This is a genomic window from Myxococcales bacterium, assembly GCA_016712525.1.
Lineage (GTDB): Bacteria > Myxococcota_A > Polyangia > Polyangiales > Polyangiaceae > JAAFHV01.
In genome coordinates this window covers 565,321-582,307 of sequence record JADJQX010000007.1, presented here as the reverse complement: position 1 = coordinate 582,307, position 16,987 = coordinate 565,321, and the positions used below count along the sequence as shown (strand labels likewise).

At 68.7% G+C, this 16,987-nt stretch carries 12 protein-coding genes; 6 read left to right on the top strand and 6 right to left on the bottom strand.

The annotated features are described in order from the left end of the window. Nucleotides 1-24: 24 nt before the first annotated feature. The 4 genes from IPK71_19600 to IPK71_19585 all read right to left on the bottom strand — a co-directional run bounded on the left by IPK71_19600 (nt 25) and on the right by IPK71_19585 (nt 4,100). A complete protein-coding gene (locus tag IPK71_19600) occupies nt 25-1,629 on the bottom strand; it encodes an AMP-binding protein (protein MBK8215939.1) in 1,605 nt (534 codons plus the stop codon). Between the two features lie 80 nt (nt 1,630-1,709). Continuing rightward, nucleotides 1,710-1,976: an acyl carrier protein gene (locus IPK71_19595; protein MBK8215938.1), complete on the bottom strand. Its 267-nt coding sequence runs from the start codon at nt 1,974-1,976 to the stop codon at nt 1,710-1,712. Nucleotides 1,977-2,088: 112 nt separating this feature from the next. Then, nucleotides 2,089-3,327 (bottom strand): alanine racemase, encoded by a 1,239-nt coding sequence (locus IPK71_19590; GenBank protein ID MBK8215937.1) that lies wholly within the window; start codon nt 3,325-3,327, stop codon nt 2,089-2,091. A gap of 26 nt (nt 3,328-3,353) precedes the next feature. Beyond that, the gene (locus IPK71_19585; protein MBK8215936.1) at nt 3,354-4,100 is read right to left on the bottom strand and encodes an acyltransferase; all 747 of its coding nucleotides are present in this window, start codon (nt 4,098-4,100) and stop codon (nt 3,354-3,356) included. Between the two features lie 142 nt (nt 4,101-4,242). Here IPK71_19585 and IPK71_19580 point away from each other — a divergent pair, with 142 nt between their 5' ends. Next, nucleotides 4,243-5,283 carry a hypothetical protein gene (locus IPK71_19580; protein ID MBK8215935.1) on the top strand — a complete coding sequence of 347 codons (1,041 nt, stop codon included), beginning with the start codon at nt 4,243-4,245 and terminating at the stop codon, nt 5,281-5,283. Between the two features lie 15 nt (nt 5,284-5,298). Here the strand turns inward: IPK71_19580 and IPK71_19575 are convergent, their stop codons facing one another. After that, a complete protein-coding gene (locus tag IPK71_19575) occupies nt 5,299-6,867 on the bottom strand; it encodes a hypothetical protein (protein ID MBK8215934.1) in 1,569 nt (522 codons plus the stop codon). A 105-nt stretch (nt 6,868-6,972) separates the two neighbouring features. Here IPK71_19575 and IPK71_19570 point away from each other — a divergent pair, with 105 nt between their 5' ends. From IPK71_19570 to IPK71_19555, 4 genes are all read left to right on the top strand, one after another. Further along, entirely contained in the window at nt 6,973-7,788 is an 816-nt protein-coding gene (locus IPK71_19570) for a class I SAM-dependent methyltransferase (GenBank protein MBK8215933.1), read from the top strand. A 30-nt stretch (nt 7,789-7,818) separates the two neighbouring features. Then, entirely contained in the window at nt 7,819-10,167 is a 2,349-nt protein-coding gene (locus tag IPK71_19565) for a heparinase II/III family protein (GenBank protein MBK8215932.1), read from the top strand. 37 nt (nt 10,168-10,204) lie between these two features. Next, the gene (locus tag IPK71_19560; GenBank protein ID MBK8215931.1) at nt 10,205-10,597 is read left to right on the top strand and encodes a YhbY family RNA-binding protein; all 393 of its coding nucleotides are present in this window, start codon (nt 10,205-10,207) and stop codon (nt 10,595-10,597) included. A gap of 120 nt (nt 10,598-10,717) precedes the next feature. Further along, nucleotides 10,718-11,740, top strand: coding sequence for a D-alanyl-D-alanine carboxypeptidase (locus IPK71_19555; protein ID MBK8215930.1), 1,023 nt, complete (start codon nt 10,718-10,720; stop codon nt 11,738-11,740). Between the two features lie 45 nt (nt 11,741-11,785). Here the strand turns inward: IPK71_19555 and IPK71_19550 are convergent, their stop codons facing one another. Next, nucleotides 11,786-12,919: a hypothetical protein gene (locus IPK71_19550; protein MBK8215929.1), complete on the bottom strand. Its 1,134-nt coding sequence runs from the start codon at nt 12,917-12,919 to the stop codon at nt 11,786-11,788. A gap of 564 nt (nt 12,920-13,483) precedes the next feature. Here IPK71_19550 and IPK71_19545 point away from each other — a divergent pair. After that, nucleotides 13,484-16,852, top strand: a complete 3,369-nt coding sequence (locus IPK71_19545; GenBank protein MBK8215928.1) for a vitamin B12-dependent ribonucleotide reductase — start codon at nt 13,484-13,486, stop codon at nt 16,850-16,852. Nucleotides 16,853-16,987: the final 135 nt, after the last annotated feature.

Below are 16,987 nucleotides of genomic sequence, written 5' to 3'. Positions count from 1 at the left end.
CCCCGATTTATTCAATAAATACGTTCACTTATCCCAAGGCTTGTCCCCCGAGAGGTACGTCGACTTGGCGAAGTCCTCGAGGTTCGTCTTCGAGATTTTGTTGCTCGTGGTCTTCTGCATCTCTTTCAGGAACGTGACGAACTTGGGCACCATGAAGGGCTCGAGCTTCTGCCCGACGACCTGCTGCACCTGCGCGGGCACGAGCTTGGCTTTGCCGTTCTCGATCATCTCGTCGGTCACGACGATGTAGGCGTGCACGGCCTGACCGAGCACGTCGTCCGCGCGACCCACGACGGCCGCGTCGACCACGCCGGGGATGCCGTAGATGACGTTCTCGACCTCTTTCGGAGAGACCTTCTCGCCGCGCGACTTGATGATGTCGTCGGTGCGGGCCACGAAATAGAGGTAGCCCTCTTCGTCCATGCGGAAGGTGTCACCGGTGAAGAGGTGCATCTCGTTCGGGATCTCGGGGCTCGGCTTGAGGCGCTTCGCGGTCGACTCGGGCTTCTCCCAGTAACCCTTCATGACCTGCGGGCTCCGCACGACGAGCTCGCCGGGCGTGTTCGGCGGGAGGCGCTTTCCGGTGACGGGATCGGCGATGTACGTCTCGAGGTTCGGCATGGCCTTGCCGACCGAGTCGGGGCGGCGATCGATCTCGGACGGAGGCAAGTACGAGACGCGCTTGCACTCGGTGAGGCCGTACATCGAGTAAATGCGGGCGTTCGGGCAGATGGCCTTGAGCGTCGCGATGTGCGAGCCCGAGAGGGCCGCCGCGGTGTTCGTCACGTACTCGACCGTGGGCAACACGAGCCCCTTCGCCTCGTACTGCTTCAGGATCGACGCGATCGTCGGCACCACCGGGAGCCCCGTCACCTTGAGCTCCGTGATGCGCTTCAGGATGGGCCCGGGGTACGAGAACGACTGCTCGAGCACCAGCGTGCCGCCGAACTGGTTCGCGTTGATCCACTGGTAGAGGCCGTAGTCGAACGAGAGCGGGAGCAAGTTGATGACGATGTCGTCGGGCTTGTTCTCGAGGTACGTCGTGATCGACTCGGTGGCCGACACCATCGCGTGGTGCGTGAGCATGACGCCCTTCGGGTCGCCCGTGGATCCCGAGGTGTAGATGATGGCCGCGAGATCGATGGGGATGTTCACCCCGCGCGGACGCTCGGTCGTCTGCGCGGCGATGGCCTTCGCGAACGGGACGAGCTCGACGTCGCCGACCTTGTGGCCCTCTTCTTCGAGGCCCACGACCAGCGCATGTTTCAGGTGCGGCGTCTTCGTGAAGGCCTCTTTGTAGACACTCTCGAGCGCGATGTCGGTCACGACGGCGCGGGCGCGGCAGTCGTTCAACATGTAAATGAGCTTGTCGACCTTCGTCTGCGCGTTGATCGGGCTGAAGATCGCGTCGGCGCGGAGGATGCCCCAGAGGCTCGCGGCCATCTCGACGTTGTTGTCGAGGAAGAGCACGACGCGATCTTGGCGCGCGACCCCGAGGCTGCGGAGCAGGTGGGCGAGGCGGTTCGCCGTCGTGTCGACCGCGCCCCAGCTCTCACGGCGGTCTTTGAAGATGAGCGCCGTCTTCTCGGGATGCTTCTGGGCATTTCGCTCGAGGTACTCGTCGAGCATCGTCGGAATCGATACGTGCATGTTCCCTCTCCTCGCACCAAAACAGGATGACCTCGGCCGCGCGCGCCGAGGGGACGCGCTCAGCTCGCGGCGCCGACCTTGCCGGCCACGAAGCCGACGATGGCGTCGACCGTGTCGAAGTTCTCGGGGGTCGCGTCGTCGTTCGTGACCTCGAGGCCGAAGGTCTCTTCGAGGAAGAGAATGAGCTCGAGCACGCGCGCCGAGTCGACGATGTGCGAGCGCTCGAGCGACACGTCGTCTTTCAGGCCGGACGGGTCGAGCCCCGCCATGTAGCTCTCGAGGATGAACGAACGGATTTTTTCGCGGATCTCGGCCTTCGTGGACATGGCGCGAGTATAGACGCGCGCGACGCCAGGGCGAGGCGTGAAAAACGGCCCGCCCCGCGGAAAGGCGCCCGACCGTCGAAACGCACCCGAGGGATCGCCCCCGCCGCGCCGATCACTGGAAGTACGAGGCCGGTCTCCGCGGGCGGACGAGCGTGATGCGGCCGTCCTGGAGCACGAGCTCGGGCGGGGTGTCGTGGCTCAGGAAGAGGAGCGGGCTCGCGGCGTAGCTGTAGGCGCCGCAGCGATCGAAGACGACCAGGTCGCCGATCTCGGCGCGGGCGAGCTCGAGGGCGCGGGCCATCGAGTCGATCGGGGTGCAGAGGGGGCCGACGATCTCGTGGGGCTCGGTCTTTTCGCCGGGGCGGGACGCGTTCGCGACCGGGAAGTTCTTCTTGATGACCTGACCGAAGTTGCCCGTCGCCGGGAAGCAGTGGTGCATGCCGCCGTCGAGGATGGCGAAGCGCTTGCCGCGGGTCTCTTTCACGTCGAGCACGCGCGTCACGTAGATGCCGAACTCGGCGACCATGAAGCGCCCGAGCTCGAGCAAGAAGCGGGTCTTCGCGAACCTCGGGTTTTGTTCGCGGAACACGGACACGGCGTCCCCCACGGCCTTGCCGAGGGCCGCGACGTCCATCGGCTCTTGGCCCGGAAAATACGGGACGCCGAACCCGCCGCCGAGGTTCACGATCTCGGGCTGGAGATCGTGGGCCTCCGCGAGCCGCGACGCGATGGCGAGCGTGCCTTGAGCGTTGTCGACGATGGCGCGGGGCTCGAGGCAGTTCGTCCCGGAGAAGACGTGCACACCGACGACCCGAATGCCCTTCGTACGGAGCGCCTCGGCCATGACCTCGTCGGCCTGCTCCTCGGGGACGCCGAACTGCGAAGGGAGCCCGCCCATCTTCATGGGGAACTCCTTCGGCGCGCTCATCGGGTTCACGCGGAGCGTGATGCTCTGCTCTTTGCCGAGCCGCGTGGCGATGGCCGAAGCGCGCCGGAGCTCGGTGGGGCTCTCGACCGAGATGACGTGGACCCCGGCGGAGATCGCGCGCTCGAGCTCGTCCTCGCTCTTGCCGGGGCCGGCGAAGCTCATGACGCTCGGCTTCCATCCGACCGCGACGGCGAGATCGAGCTCGCCCGCGCTCGAGATGTCGAGGCCGGAGACGTGCGGGATGAACCCGGAGAGCACGGCCTTGTTGGCGTTCGCCTTCGCGCAATAGAGGAGATCGATGCACGACGGGAGCGCCGCACGGAGCGCGCGCGCCTGCGCGATGGCCGCGTCCATGTCGTAGACGTAGAGCGGGGTCTTGTGCTCCTTGGCGATCGCCTCGAGGTCGAGCTTGGAGAAGTCCATGGTTTTATTGCCTTTTTAGCCTTCGCTCAGGTCTCGTTTTTGGGGGCAGCGGGGGGCGCGGCGGCTGCCCCCTCGGCCACGATGCGCTTCACGACACGGGCCGGGTTGCCGGCGACCACCGAGTCGGGCGGGATGTCGCTCCGGACCACGGAGCCCGCGCCGATGATGGCGCGCGCGCCGATGCGAACGCCGCGCAGGATGGTGACGTCGCGGCTGATCTGGACGTTGTCCTCGATGATGACCGGGGCGATCTCGGCGTCGGTCGCGGGGACCTCCCAGATGGGGCGGTTCGGGTTGTAGTTCGCGTGGCCGTCGGTGTCGGTGATGTAGGAGCCGCCGCCGATCGACACGAAGTCGCCGATCTCGATGCGGTCGGCGATGACGAACGTGGTGCCGTGGCCGATGAAGATCCCGTTTCCGAGCTTGAGGACCGGCTTTCGCTGCGCGTTCCCTTGGATGCCAACCTGGCCCGAGAAGCGAATGTCGCTCCCGAGCTGGATGCGCGGTGAGCCTTGGATGTAAGGGAGCCTGTCGATCTCGATGCGCTCGCCGTACGACTCGCACTGCGTGAGGAACGCAGGGGTGGCGACGAGGCTCCGACGCGCGAGCTCGTAGGCCTCGCGGACGTAGAAGTCGGCGCTCGCGACCGCACGGTAGATCCACCGTGTGCCCGGCCCAGGTTGGACGGCCTGCCCGTAGAGGATCTTCTTCGCGATGGGCTTCACCCAGGTGCGGAGGCGCGCCTCGATCCCCGACTTGTCACTCGCTCCCATGGCCGTCGACGGTAACGTATCCAGGCGCGCTCTAGCTGGGAAAAAGATGCGAAAAACGACCGGGGAACGAGGCCTCGCCGAACGGGACGAGCCCCTTCGCCGCCGCTCGCCCGGAGAGGAGATCCGTGCGATGCTCTTCGCCATGCGCTCTCTTGCACGCTCGCGCCACGCACGCTCCGTTGCCGTGTGGGCCCTAGGTCTCTCCTCCGCCCTCGCCCTCGCCTTCGGTGCGCCGCGCGCCGAGGCAGGAAACTGCCCCAAGCCGGAGTGTGTCACGGGTGTGCTCCTCGCCTCCGGAGGCACCATCCCCGCGAGCGCCGACGGCATCGTATACCGCGCGACCCAGGGAAAATACGTCTCGTCGGCCCCGTCGAGCGGAGTCGACGACGCGGGCGATCCGATCCCGCCGCGCTACTACGGTCCGAACGCCGAGGTCATCGACGACCAGGGCAACGTCGTGCCGTCGAGCCTCGACGACGACCTCGCCGACGAACGCTACAAAGTGCTGAAGCCCGCAGGCGGGCTCCGCGCGAACCGCACGTACAAGGTGCGCTTCGATCAACAGTGCGCCACCGGCTCGACGCAACCCCCACCCGTCACGGCCGAAATCAAGACGGGCGAGGCCGCACCCAAGCCCACCAAAATGGGCACCCTCGAGATCGGCGAAAAGAAGGTCGAGATGCGCGACGTGCCGAACCCGGAGGACGGCGGCGCGTGCACCGTGAAGAAAGAGGTCTCGCGCGTGCACATCGTCTACAAGCCCGCGCCCGAGGTGCTCCCCTTCGTGCCGTACTTGGGCTTCCGCGCCACCCTCGACGGTTTCGAGTCGGGTCCGCTCACGTACGAGGCCGCCCGACCCGACGGAACCTACGAGACCGACGTGTTCGTCGAGTGCCCGACCGACGAGCGCGCGGTCAAAGCCGAGCTCCTCGTCCGCCTCGCCGGAGCCTCGGTGAACGCACCCGCGGTCGCCGCCGACGTGACCGTGCTCCCGTGCGGTGGGGGCGCGGCCGCCGGAGACGCGGGCGCGGATGGGGGAGCATCGAAGGCCGCCGACGCCTCGGGCTGCTCGTGCGACACGACGGGTGGTGGGGCCGGTGGCGCGGGCCTCGCGTTCGCCGTGGGCGCCTTCGCCACGGGGCTCTTCGTCCGCGCCCTCGGGCGGCGCAAACGAAGCAGCTAAGTCCCCGATAAGGCTCTACTTTTCGACGATTCGCCGCGCTCGCCGGGAGCCACGCCGGCGGGCCGCCGCGCTCACCGCGAGGCCGACGAACGCGAGGCCTCCGACGAGGGGCGCGCGCCCGTTCGCCTTTGCCCCCGCCGCCTCGCACGTGCACCCCGAGTCGCTCGGGTCGGCGCTCGTAGTCGGGCCCCCGTCGCCCGAGAGGCCCCCGTCGGCCCCTGGTGTCCCCGGTGGGGTCGGCGGCTCTGTGCCGGGGACGCCGGGCTCCTCGGTCGCGCTCCCGTACTCGTAGGCCCCGATGTCGATGGCGCCGACCGAGGCGCGCACGGTGGCCTTGCCGAGCGCGGGTAGCACCCGGAGCGGAGGCGTGTGCGTGGGTTTGGCGAGGGGCCGAGGGATCGCGTACGCGTCGGTGCGCGCGGTCGTGGCGGCGCCCTTGTCGACGAGGGGACTCTCGGCCTTCGGGCGCACGTCGCGCTTCGCGAGGTCGACGAAGCCCGGGTCCGTCCCGAAGATCGTGCCGGTGAGGCCCTCGGGGATGTTGGTGGTCCCGGTGGTGACCCAGTTGTTCGCGCCGGCGACGCGGCGACCGCTCACCCACTGGAGCTCCGTCTCCCGCGCGAGGTACTCGATCGGCCTCGGGCTCACGAAGACGTTGTTGTAAAGCTCGACGGACTCGAGCGAATACGAGAACCGGAACGCCCCGAAATTGCCCTCGTTCGCCGCATGGACGAACGTGTTGTTGACGAAGCGGTACCGCCCGCCCGTCCTCCCCGAGCCGTCCCCTCCGATGCGCACCACGTAGCTCTCGGACTTCGTCTGGAAGAACACGTTGCCGACGACGTCGCCGTCCTCCCGAGGGGCCGTGAGGGTGTCGCCGTCGTCGGGGCCGATGAGCTCGAGCTCGTAGTACTGCCCGCCCTCGAGCCAGTTGCCGTAGATTTCGTTGCGCTCGGCGCGCGACTTCACGGAGTTTCCGCCGTTCGCGTCGTGCACGTAACAGTGTTGCATCCGGAAGACCGAGCCGGGGTGGGCGCGCTCGTCGGTTGCAATATACACGGGGTGCTTGAGCGACTCGCTCGGGCGGTCGGCGCCCGCGTCGTACACTTCGACGTACTCCATCGTGATGGAGCCCGAGTCGGTGTCGGTCCCGAGGATGCCGTGCCTCGGGCAGCCGTGGACGACGTCGTCGCGGAGCACCGTCCCGTGAGCGCGGTGGACGACGCAGTCCTGCGTGCCCCCCGACACCTCGAGGCCCTCGAGCACGACGTGGTTGCCGAGCACGAGGATGGTGATCTCGCCGCCTGCGACGAGCGGGCGTTTCCCCGCGACGCGCACCCCACGAAACGTGATGGGCGCGGTCTCGGTGCCTTGGCTCTCGATCTCGAACGCCTTGTAGGACGCGTTGCCCTGGATCTCGACCACGTCGCCGGCCTTGAGGCGCGCCGTGACCTCGGTGATCTCGCGGAACGGTTTTCCGGGACCGACCTCGTAGGTCGCGGCGCGAGCCAAGCTCGGAAGGGCGACGAGGCCCCCGACGACGACGAAGGCCGGAACGAGACGGAGAGCTCTCTCGAGACGCATGGCCGAAGACTTCCCCCCCAAACCCCCGACGTCAACCGCCTCGGCGGCGCCGCGCCCGCCTTTTTGACCCTTGGTCGGCGCGTTCGGGCGTGATACCCGAGATCCATGAGCGAGGGCCGGGGCGCGGGCGAAATGGGCAAACCCACGGTCGTGAGCGAGGAGCGGGATCGGGAGTTCGCCGCCCTCGCGCGTGCACAAGGGCACGATCCGGCCGGGACGTTCGTGGGCGGCTACGTCGACTACGAGTGGCGCAAGGGCCGCCACCTTTTCCTCGAGGTGCCCGGCGGCGTCGAGGGCAAACGTGTCCTCGAGTTCGGGTGCCACATCGGCGCCTCCGCGATCGTGCTGGACGCCCTCGGGGCCAAGGTCACCGGGATCGACGTGCACGCGCCGACCATCGAGCTCGCCAAGGTGAACGCGGCCCGCTACGGCGCCGAGGGGCGCATCGACTTTCGCCACGTCGCCGACACCCGCGCCCTCCCCTTCGCTGACGCGTCGTTCGACATCGTCGTGTGCAACAGCGTGCTCGAGTACGTACGCTCGCGAGAGCTCCCCGCCGTGCTCGCCGAGCTCGATCGTGTCGTGGCGCCCTCGGGCATCGTGATGGTGCTCGGCACGTCGAACCGGCTCTGGCCCCGCGACACCCACACGAAGCGCTGGCTCCTCAACTACCTGCCCGACCCGGTGCGCGGCGAGCTCACGCGGAGCGTGACCCCCTTCCGCGTGAAGCGAGGGTTCCCCGGATACCGCGACCTGTGCTTGGCGGACGGGAGCCGTATGCTGCTCGACGCCAAAGAGAAGGCCGGCCTCTCGCCGACCAAGCGCACCGCCGCAGAGCTCGTCCAGAGGGCCATCCGTCCGCTCGGCCTCTCCCTCGGCATGTTGGCCCAGAGCTTCACCCTCTTGCTCCAGAAGCCGTGAACCGCGGCGCGCCTCGTGAGGTGTAAGACCATGAAACTACGGACTTTTGTAGCCTTCTTCGGGCTCACCTCGCTCGGCCTGCTCCCGGCCTGCAAGCGCCACTTCGTCTCCCCGTTCGACAAAGATCCGGGGCCCGCCCCGTCGTTCTCGGCCGACGGCCTGCCGCCCGATCCGGGCGGCGCCGAGGGGGGCAGCGGAGCGGACGTCGCGCCCGGCACGTACAAGGGCCTCGGCGGCAACGGGTCGGCGTCGCCCCAAGACGATCGCGACGCGACCCCCGTCCCCGATCCGGCCCCCGGCACGTGGCCGCATCCGCGCATCCTCGTCCGCAAGGAGACCATCCCGGCGCTCAAGGCGCGCGCGAAGGACGACAACCCCGTGTGGCACGAGCTCGAGTCGTCCTGCAACGAGGCCGTCGCCGAGAAGACGGAGGCGGGCTACGAGAGCGAAGACTGGGCGCACGCCGCGACGAACCTCGCCATGTGCGCGCTCGTGACCGATAACCCCAAGTTCGCGAAGGCCGCGGTGCGCTACGCGGTGGGCCTCGTCGAGGACGCGCAGAAGCTCGGCGACGGCAAGGGCGGCGAGAAGATGGTCGAGCACGCCGACGGCTACTCGATCCGCCACCGCGGCGTGGCACCGGCGCTCGTCTACGACTGGCTCTACGGAAACCCCGCCCTCACCGACGCGGCCAAGAAGAAGATCGTCACGCGCCTCTACGGGTACGGGAAGTGGTACCGGAAGGCCGGGTACCGGAACACCGCCGCGATCGGCAACCACTACATGGGGCACTTCGCGTCGATCGCGGCCTCGGGGGCTGCCTTCGCGGGCGACGATCCTCGCGCCGCCGAGCTCCGCGGGATCGCCCGCAAGATGTGGAAAAAAGAGGTAATTCCGGCCTACACGGCGCTCGCGGGGGGCGATTTCCCCGAGGGCTTCCAGTACGCGCGCACGATCGCCACCTCGATGGCCCTCTACGTGGACGCCGAGTCCCGCGCCCCCGGCGGAAACCCGAAGCTCGCCGACGAGCTCCCCTGGCTGCGCGAGACGCTCGCCTTCCAGATCCACGCGACTCACCCCGAGGGTCGCACCATGCACGACTCGGCCGACTGGAGCGAGAAGCCCGCGAAGCCGAACCCGGCCCCGTACTTCGCCATCTCCGTGGCCCACCACGATCCCGTGGTGAAGAAGCGCGCCCTCTCCCTCGCGCGCGCCACGCGGAACCCCGAGGGGCAACCCATCGCGTGGCTCGAGCTCCTCGCGGACGACCCGAAGGTGGCGACCGACGAGCTTCGCCAAGGGCCTCTGAGCTACCTCTCACGGGGCACGGGCACCTTCTTCGCGCGCACCGACTGGGCCAAGACCGCCACGTGGGTCTCGCTCCAAGCCTCGCCGCTCTGGGCCGATCACCAGCACTCCGACCAAGGTCACTTCGAGGTGGTCCGCGGCGGCGACCTGCTCTTCACCGACCCAGGCGACTACGACTCGAACGCCACGAGCGCGCACAACTGCATCCTCGTCGACGACGCCGGCGAGAACATGGAAAAGACGCCCAACCAGGCCATTTACGGGCAAAAAGTCGGCATGCGCCGCTTCGAGGACACGGGCCGGTTCGTGTACGGCGAGGTCGAGTACTCGGCCGCGTACGACGCGCCGCACGACTCGGGGAAAGCACGGAGCGTGACCCGCGCCGAGCGCGCGGTCGTCGTGTCACGCGCGCCCGCCTCCCAGAGCCGGAGCCCGGGCGCCGCGAGGGTCGTCGTGTACGACCGGGTCACGGTCCGCAAGGGCAGCTACGGCGTGACGTTCGCCATCCATCCCGGCGCCCAACCGAAGGGGCAAGGGGCGGCCTACCGGGTCGACGCCGGGGCCTCGAGCGCCGAGCTCACCGCGCTCCTCCCGAAGGGCACCACGTTCAAGCTCGTGAAGGAGCCGTCCATCAAGACGGACGACATCTTCAAGAAGGACGACCCCGCGAAGGGGATGTTGGGCCTCCGGCTCGAGAACGCGTCGCCGAAGGGCGGGACCGAGCGGCGCTTCCTCCACGTGATCGCGTCGGGCGGCTCGGGGGACGGGAAGCTCGCGGCCGAGGCCGTCGAGGGCAAGGGCGTCGACGGCGCGCGCCTCGACAACGAGGCGTATCTCTTCACGAAAGACGGGCCCCAAGCCAAGCCGGCCGAGGTCTCGTACGAGGTCTCCGAGGCGGCGACGACCCACGTCGTCATGGGCCTCGCGCCGAAGGGCCACTACTCGCTCGCCGCCTCGAAGTCGGGCGCATCCTGCAAGGTCTCGCTCAAGCCGGAGGGCGCGCTCGTAGCGTCCGCGGCGGGCACGGTCACCCTCACCCTCGCCCCGGGCTGCGCCGCGAAGGCGCCCTGAGACCCACACCCGCTCGTTTCGTGGTATCGGCTCCCCCATGCCCCGAGACTCCGCCCCCGAGCGCCGGCCCCGTCGTAAGCCCGTTCGGCGAAACAAACAGAAGAAGCCAGAGGACACGCGCGTTCCGTACGTCGACCCCGAGACGTCCGGCGCGAAGCGTGTGCTCCGCGGCCTCGGCCACGACCTCGACCCGGTGCTCGCCATCGGCAAGGACGGCCTCACCGAGGGTGTCGTCGAGGCGTGCCGAGCGGCGCTCCTCGCCCACGAGCTCATCAAGGTGCGCGTCCTGACCGAGGCCCCGGTCGATCGCAAAGAGGTCGCGTCGGAGCTCGCCAAGGCCGCCGAGGCCACGCTCGCCCAGGTGCTCGGGCGCACATTTCTCCTCTACAAGCGCCACCCCAAGAAGCCGAAGCTTCGCCTCGACGCATGACGCACCCCGGCTCGATGGCGTAGGCGGGCGCGTCAAGAACGCCGAAAAGCGCGGGCACCATGCGTTCGAGGCACGAAAAGGACGTTTCCTCGGCGGGACGAGTTGGTACGGTGTGGGGTCATGATCTCGTCTCGCTTCGTCGCTTCCACGGTCACGCTCGCCCTGGGTCTCTTCGTCACGGGCTGCTCCGCCGAGACGGCGGGCGATCCCGACGATCTTGCGGGTGAGGGCCTCGAGGGCCTGACCGCCGAAGACGCCGAGGCCCGCGCCGAGAAACTGCTCGCCCAGGCGAACGCGAACCGCACCAACTTCGAGAACGAAGAGAGCCTCACACGCGCGCAAAGCGGCGTCGCGCCGGCCGGGCTCCCGTTCACCGAGGGCTCCGTCGGGATCCGTACCCTCGCGGACGACACCCGCGACGGCCTCGGACGCGGCACGTGGGGGTTTCGCTTCGAGGTGCTCGACGAAGCCGGGAGGAAGACGGTCCTCTCGGAGGACAAGACCGCGCAGAAGCTGATGGGCGCGTCGACCTTCAAGCTCTTCACCGGCTGGACCGCCTTCAAGACCGGCTCCACCCGGGCGAGCACCCTCACGCTCATGCTACGCGCCAGCAAGAACAACCTCGCGAACCTCGCGATGTGCCAAAACGGCGAGAAGATCCGCGGCTACGACGCCGCGTGCACCGCGCAGACGACGCCCACCTCGGCCCTCCGCATGCGCGACGCCATCCCTGCCACGCGAAGCTACCTCGGCGAGCAGGGGGTGGGGCTCTCGTCGACGTTCACCATGAAGGACGGGTCGGGGCTCGACTCGGGCAACGTGCTCACCATCGACGACCTCACGACCCTCCTCGAGGACGTGAACGCCGATCCGAAACGCGACACGTTCCTCGACATGCTCGCGCAGCCCGGGGTCTCGTCGACGCTCGTGTCGCGTTTTTCGGGCCTCGAGGGGAAGCTCTTCGCGAAGACGGGCACCTACTACGAGGACGGGGGCGGCGTGAAATCGCTCGCCGGCATCGTGAAGCTCTCCGCGGGGAAAGCGCTCGTCTTCGCGGTGGTCGGCAACGGGACGGGCGATCCGAAGGCGGCCCTCGATCGCATCGAGAAGGCCGTGCGACTCAACATCGACGCCGCACGCTGACTTTCCAAGTCGGTGTGGAGATGCACCCTCGCCGTGTCGAGGAGGTCACGGCGTGGGCGACGAGGGGGCGGCCTGCTCGACGCGTCGACGAGGGGCGCCCGTCGCGGCGTCGACCGTGACGACGACGGAGCGCGCTCCGCAGGCGACGGCGATGACGAGCTCCGAGGACGGCTTGCCGAGGGCGACGCGAGGGGTGCACGCGCGCGCTTCGGGGTGCGCCTTGACGACGAGCCGGTAAGCCTCGCGCAGCGACTCGCCGCGCGCGCGGAGCACGACGAGGGCGACGTCCGTCGGGGCGAGCGGATCGAACGCCGCGAGCGCCACGAGGTCCTCGGTGTCGAGCACCGTGACGGCGCGCGCCGCTCCGAACGGCACCTCGGCGCGCTGCGCGACAGCTCCCGACAGAGCCCCCTCGGCGCCGTGCGCCACGTGCAAGAGCTCCTTCGGCGTGACGACGAAGAGATCCCCCGGCACGGCGCGCGCCGCGAACACGGCGAGACCGCGGACGGGGAGCTCGCGTCGGGCGTCGGACGGCGTGGCGACCGTCCCCTTCGCGCGGGGGGGATCCACGATCACGAGCTTCTCCTCGGAGGTGCTGCGCAGCACGACGAGCTTCTCGTCGGCGAGCTCGGGCGGCGCGAAGGCGCCTCGTGTGGGGACACGAAAGACCTCACGCCCCGTCTTGGCGGCGTACCCGACCACGCGATCGGGCCAGCCGACCAGCACGAGGTCGCCCGGCAGCGCCAGCACCGAGCGAGCACCCTCGGCCGGGATCGCGTAGGCAACCGCGCCCGTGCTCCGCTCGAGCACGTGGACACGCTGCCCCGCGAGCGCGACCACCTTGTGCGCGAGGACCGCACCCGCCCCGAGGTCCCCGGCCGGCGCGGCGCCGCCATCGAAGAGCGGCGTACGAAAGCTCTCGACGCCTCCTTCGCGCAGCACGACGGCGCCTCCCTCGACCGCTACGGCCGCGAACGGAGGTGCCTTCGCCACGACCTCGCCCGTCGCGAGGTTCGCGAGGTGCGTTCGGCAGTCCACCACCTCGCCGACGCGAGGCCCGGCGTCGATCGGCGGAGTGGGCGCGGGCGCCGGGCTCTCCCGACAGGCCGCGAGGGACACGACGAGAGACACGAGGGACAGGACCTTCCCCGGCCGCACGCCACGCCACGAGACCGCCATCGCGTGAGCCTACCCTGCCCGCGTCGGTCTCTCCAGCCTGTGGAAAACCCCTGAACAACCTGGGCATGGCTTCCGGGAGACCTGTGTTCAACGCGCTTCGTGGGTTCAGTGTCCCAAGGATTCCGGGCACCTGGCCCACACCTACCGGATGGAGTATCCATTCCGCTTGCGCGGCCCCGTATCTAGGGGCTAAAGAGTCTGGGTACCCCGCCCGTGCGGGGTCGCGGGCGCCACCGGGACTCCGGGGGCCCCCGGTCGAGGCATCACGAACCCCACGAGGGGCCACCCTGAAAAGTGGCTTCGAGGGGTACGTGCGTCTCGTAGTGCTGAACGGACGACACGACGACACCTGAACCCTGCTGAACGCGGCGCCCTCGGGCACCGCGCGGGCTTCGGGGCTTCCCCGCCGATCGCGGCGAGGGCACACGGGCGGGCGGCCTCGGGCCAGATGGCGATGTTCGGACCGGCGTCCACGGGCGCGGTGCGGTGAAAAGCGGAGGGTTTCGGCAGATGGCACAATCGACGAACGGCGGGAGCATGGGCACGCGAGGGTTCATCAGCAGCATGGGCACGCAGACGGGCAAGAGCGCGAAGAAGGCACAAACGAAGACGGCGCAGACGAAGCGCACCGCCAGCGTGACCAAGCGTCCCCGCGGCATGGTGTTCTCGCGCGTCCTCACGAAGGCCGGGCACGACCCGCTCGACGCGGGCTCGCCGGGCCCCGACGGGACGAGCCTCGTCTACGAGCGCCGCTCGTCCATCATCACGAACCCCGACGGGTCCATCGTCTTCAAGATGGAGGGCGCCGAGATCCCCTCCACGTGGAGCCAGCTCGCGACCGACATCGTCATCTCGAAGTACTTCCGTAAGGCCGGCCTCCACGGCAAGAAGGAAGAGGGCGAGCGCAGCGTTCGCCAGGTGGTGCACCGCATCGCCCACACCATCCGCGAGGCCGGCGAGCGCTTCGGCGGCTACTTCGCCAGCAAGGGCGACGCCGACGCTTTCGAGGCCGAGCTCTCGTACCTGCTCGTCCACCAGCACGGCGCCTTCAACTCGCCCGTGTGGTTCAACTGCGGCCTCTTCCACGAGTACGGGATCGAGGGCTCGGGCGGCTCGTGGGCCTTCGACCTCGACGCCGACTCGCGCACGAACGACGTGCTCGAGACGACGAACGCGTACGAGCGCCCGCAGTGCTCGGCGTGCTTCATCCAGAGCGTCAACGACGACCTCATGAGCATCTACGAGCTCATCAAGAGCGAGGCGCGCCTCTTCAAGTACGGCTCCGGCACCGGCTCGAACTTCAGCTCCATCCGCGGCAAGCAGGAGAAGCTCTCCGGCGGCGGCACGTCGAGCGGCCTCATGAGCTTCCTCGAGGTGTTCGACCGCGCGGCCGGCGCGACCAAGTCGGGCGGCACCACGCGCCGCGCGGCCAAGATGGTCTGCCTCGACATGGACCACCCCGAGATCGTCGATTTCATCAACTGGAAGGTCCGCGAAGAGAAGAAGGCCCACGCCCTCATCTCCGCCGGATACTCCAGTGATTTCAACGGTGAAGCGTACCACACCATCTCGGGCCAGAACTCGAACAACTCGATCCGCGTGACCGACGAGTTCATGAAGGCGGCCCTCGCCGGCGGCACCTGGCAGACGATCATGCGCACCACGGGCGAGGTCTGCGAGACGCTCGACGCGAAGGACGTGTGGCGCCAGGTGGCCGAGGCCGCGTGGGGCTGCGCCGACCCGGGCGTGCAGTACGACAGCACCATCAACCGGTGGCACACCTGCCCGAACAGCGGGAAAATCCGCGGCTCGAACCCGTGCTCCGAGTACATGTTCTTGGACGACACGGCCTGCAACCTCGCGAGCATCAACCTCACGAAGTTCCTCCACTCGGACGCCGCGAACGGCGAGTGGTTCGACGTCGACGGCTTCCGCCACGCCTGCCGCACCTTCTTCGTCGCGCAGGAGATCCTGGTCGATCTCTCGTCGTATCCGACGAAGGAGATCGCCAAGAACAGCCACGACTACCGCCCGCTCGGGCTCGGCTACGCGAACCTCGGCTCGATGCTCATGCAGATGGGCGTGCCGTACGACTCGGACGAGGGCCGCGCGATCTCGGCCGCCATCACGGCGATCATGTGCGGGCAGGCGTACGCCACGTCGGCCGCCATGGCCGAGACGAAGGGGCCGTTCAACGGCTTCGCCAAGAACCGTGAGCCCATGCTCCGCGTGATGGGCATGCACCGCGACGCGGCCTACCAGATCCACCGCGAGCACTGCCCGACGTCGCTCTACCGCGCGGCGTGCGAGGACTGGGACCAGGCCCTCGCGCTCGGCGAGAAGCACGGCTACCGCAACGCGCAGGCCACCGTGCTCGCGCCCACGGGCACGATCGGCCTCCTCATGGACTGCGACACCACCGGCGTCGAGCCCGACTTCGCCCTCGTGAAGTTCAAGAAGCTCGCCGGCGGCGGCTACTTCAAGATCGTCAACCAATCGGTCCCGGCCGCCCTCCGCAAGCTCGGGTACTCCGAGGCCGAGACGCAAGAGATCGTGGCCTTCGTCTCGGGCACCAACACGCTGCTCGGCGCCCCGCACGTGAACCGCCGCACCCTCAAGGAGCGCGGCCTCACCGACGCCGACCTCGCGAAGGCCGAGACCGCCCTCCCCGGCGTGTTCGACCTCGAGTTCGCCTTCGGCCCGTGGGTCCTCGGCGAGGAGACGTACGACCGCCTCGGGATCAGCAAGGATCAGCGCGGCAAGAAGCCCTTCCTCGAGCAGCTCGGCTTCACGAAGAGCCAGATCGAAGAGGCGAGCGACGAGATCATCGGTCGGATGACGATCGAGGGCGCGCCGTACCTGAAGCCCGCCCACTACCCGGTGTTCGACTGCGCGAACCGCTGCGGCAAGTCGGGCGAGCGGTACCTCGAGCCCATGTCGCACGTGAAGATGATGGCGGCGGTGCAGCCGTTCCTCTCCGGTGCCATCTCGAAGACCGTGAACCTCCCGAACGACGCGTCGGTCGAAGAGGTCGCGAAGGTCTACGAAGAGGGCTGGCGCCTCGGGCTCAAGGCCGTCGCGCTCTACCGCGACGGGTGCAAGGCGTCGCAGCCGCTCTCGACGTCGAGCAAGAACAAAGAGGACGACGCCGCGAAGGCCAAGGCCGACACGAAGGCCGCCGCCCAAGAGACGCTCACCCCCATCCCGCGCACGTCCGCGCCGCAAGACGCGACCCAGCTCGCGCTCCCGATGAAGGGCCGCCCCGAGGGCCTCCGCGTCCGCCTCCCCAAGAAGCGTGTAGGCTTCACGCAAGAGGCGCGCGTCGGTGGGCACAAGATCTTCCTCCGCACCGGCCAGTACGAGGACGGGACGCTCGGAGAAATCTTCATCGACATGCACAAGGAGGGCGCCGCGTTCCGCTCCCTCATGAACTGCTTCGCCATGAGCGTGTCGATCGGCCTGCAGTACGGCGTGCCGCTCGAGACGTACGTGAACCAGTTTACGTTCACGCGCTTCGAGCCGCAGGGGCAGGTCGAGGGTCACCCCTACGTGAAGCTCTCCACGAGCATCGTCGACTACCTCTTCCGCGTGCTCGGCGTCGAGTACCTCGGTCGGTACGACCTCGCGCACGTGAAGCCCGAGGGCGAAGCGCAGCACGTCGGCTTCGTCGGCGGTGGGGCCTCCGAGGATCCCGAGACGGAGAGCCTCTCGAGCACGCGCCTGTCGATCGGGCGGAGCGCGATGATGTCCGAGTCGCTCGAGCAGAAGATGCCCGGGCGCCACGAGGAAGCGCAGGCGGCCTCCCCGCTCGACGCGCAGCTCGACGCGATGATGGGCGACGCACCCGTGTGCGACGTGTGCGGTCACATCACCGTGCGAAACGGTGCATGTTACAAGTGCCTCAACTGCGGCAACTCGATGGGCTGCTCCTGAGGTCGAAGGCTCGATAGACACAAGAGCCCGAGAGGCCCTTCGCTTCGCGCGAGGGGCCTCTTCGTTTTTGTTCGCGACGCACGTGGGATCGCATGGGCTCCGCGCGCGCAGCCGACCGCGCGCCGCCACGAGCTC

Coding starts and splice junctions, on each gene's coding strand:
- IPK71_19600 (MBK8215939.1), bottom strand. CDS start 1,629: ATGCTCGACGAGTACCTCGAGCGAAATGCCCAGAAGCATCCCGAGAAG.
- IPK71_19595 (MBK8215938.1), bottom strand. CDS start 1,976: ATGTCCACGAAGGCCGAGATCCGCGAAAAAATCCGTTCGTTCATCCTC.
- IPK71_19590 (MBK8215937.1), bottom strand. CDS start 3,327: ATGGACTTCTCCAAGCTCGACCTCGAGGCGATCGCCAAGGAGCACAAG.
- IPK71_19585 (MBK8215936.1), bottom strand. CDS start 4,100: ATGGGAGCGAGTGACAAGTCGGGGATCGAGGCGCGCCTCCGCACCTGG.
- IPK71_19580 (MBK8215935.1), top strand. CDS start 4,243: ATGCGCTCTCTTGCACGCTCGCGCCACGCACGCTCCGTTGCCGTGTGG.
- IPK71_19575 (MBK8215934.1), bottom strand. CDS start 6,867: ATGCGTCTCGAGAGAGCTCTCCGTCTCGTTCCGGCCTTCGTCGTCGTC.
- IPK71_19570 (MBK8215933.1), top strand. CDS start 6,973: ATGAGCGAGGGCCGGGGCGCGGGCGAAATGGGCAAACCCACGGTCGTG.
- IPK71_19565 (MBK8215932.1), top strand. CDS start 7,819: ATGAAACTACGGACTTTTGTAGCCTTCTTCGGGCTCACCTCGCTCGGC.
- IPK71_19560 (MBK8215931.1), top strand. CDS start 10,205: ATGCCCCGAGACTCCGCCCCCGAGCGCCGGCCCCGTCGTAAGCCCGTT.
- IPK71_19555 (MBK8215930.1), top strand. CDS start 10,718: ATGATCTCGTCTCGCTTCGTCGCTTCCACGGTCACGCTCGCCCTGGGT.
- IPK71_19550 (MBK8215929.1), bottom strand. CDS start 12,919: ATGGCGGTCTCGTGGCGTGGCGTGCGGCCGGGGAAGGTCCTGTCCCTC.
- IPK71_19545 (MBK8215928.1), top strand. CDS start 13,484: ATGGGCACGCAGACGGGCAAGAGCGCGAAGAAGGCACAAACGAAGACG.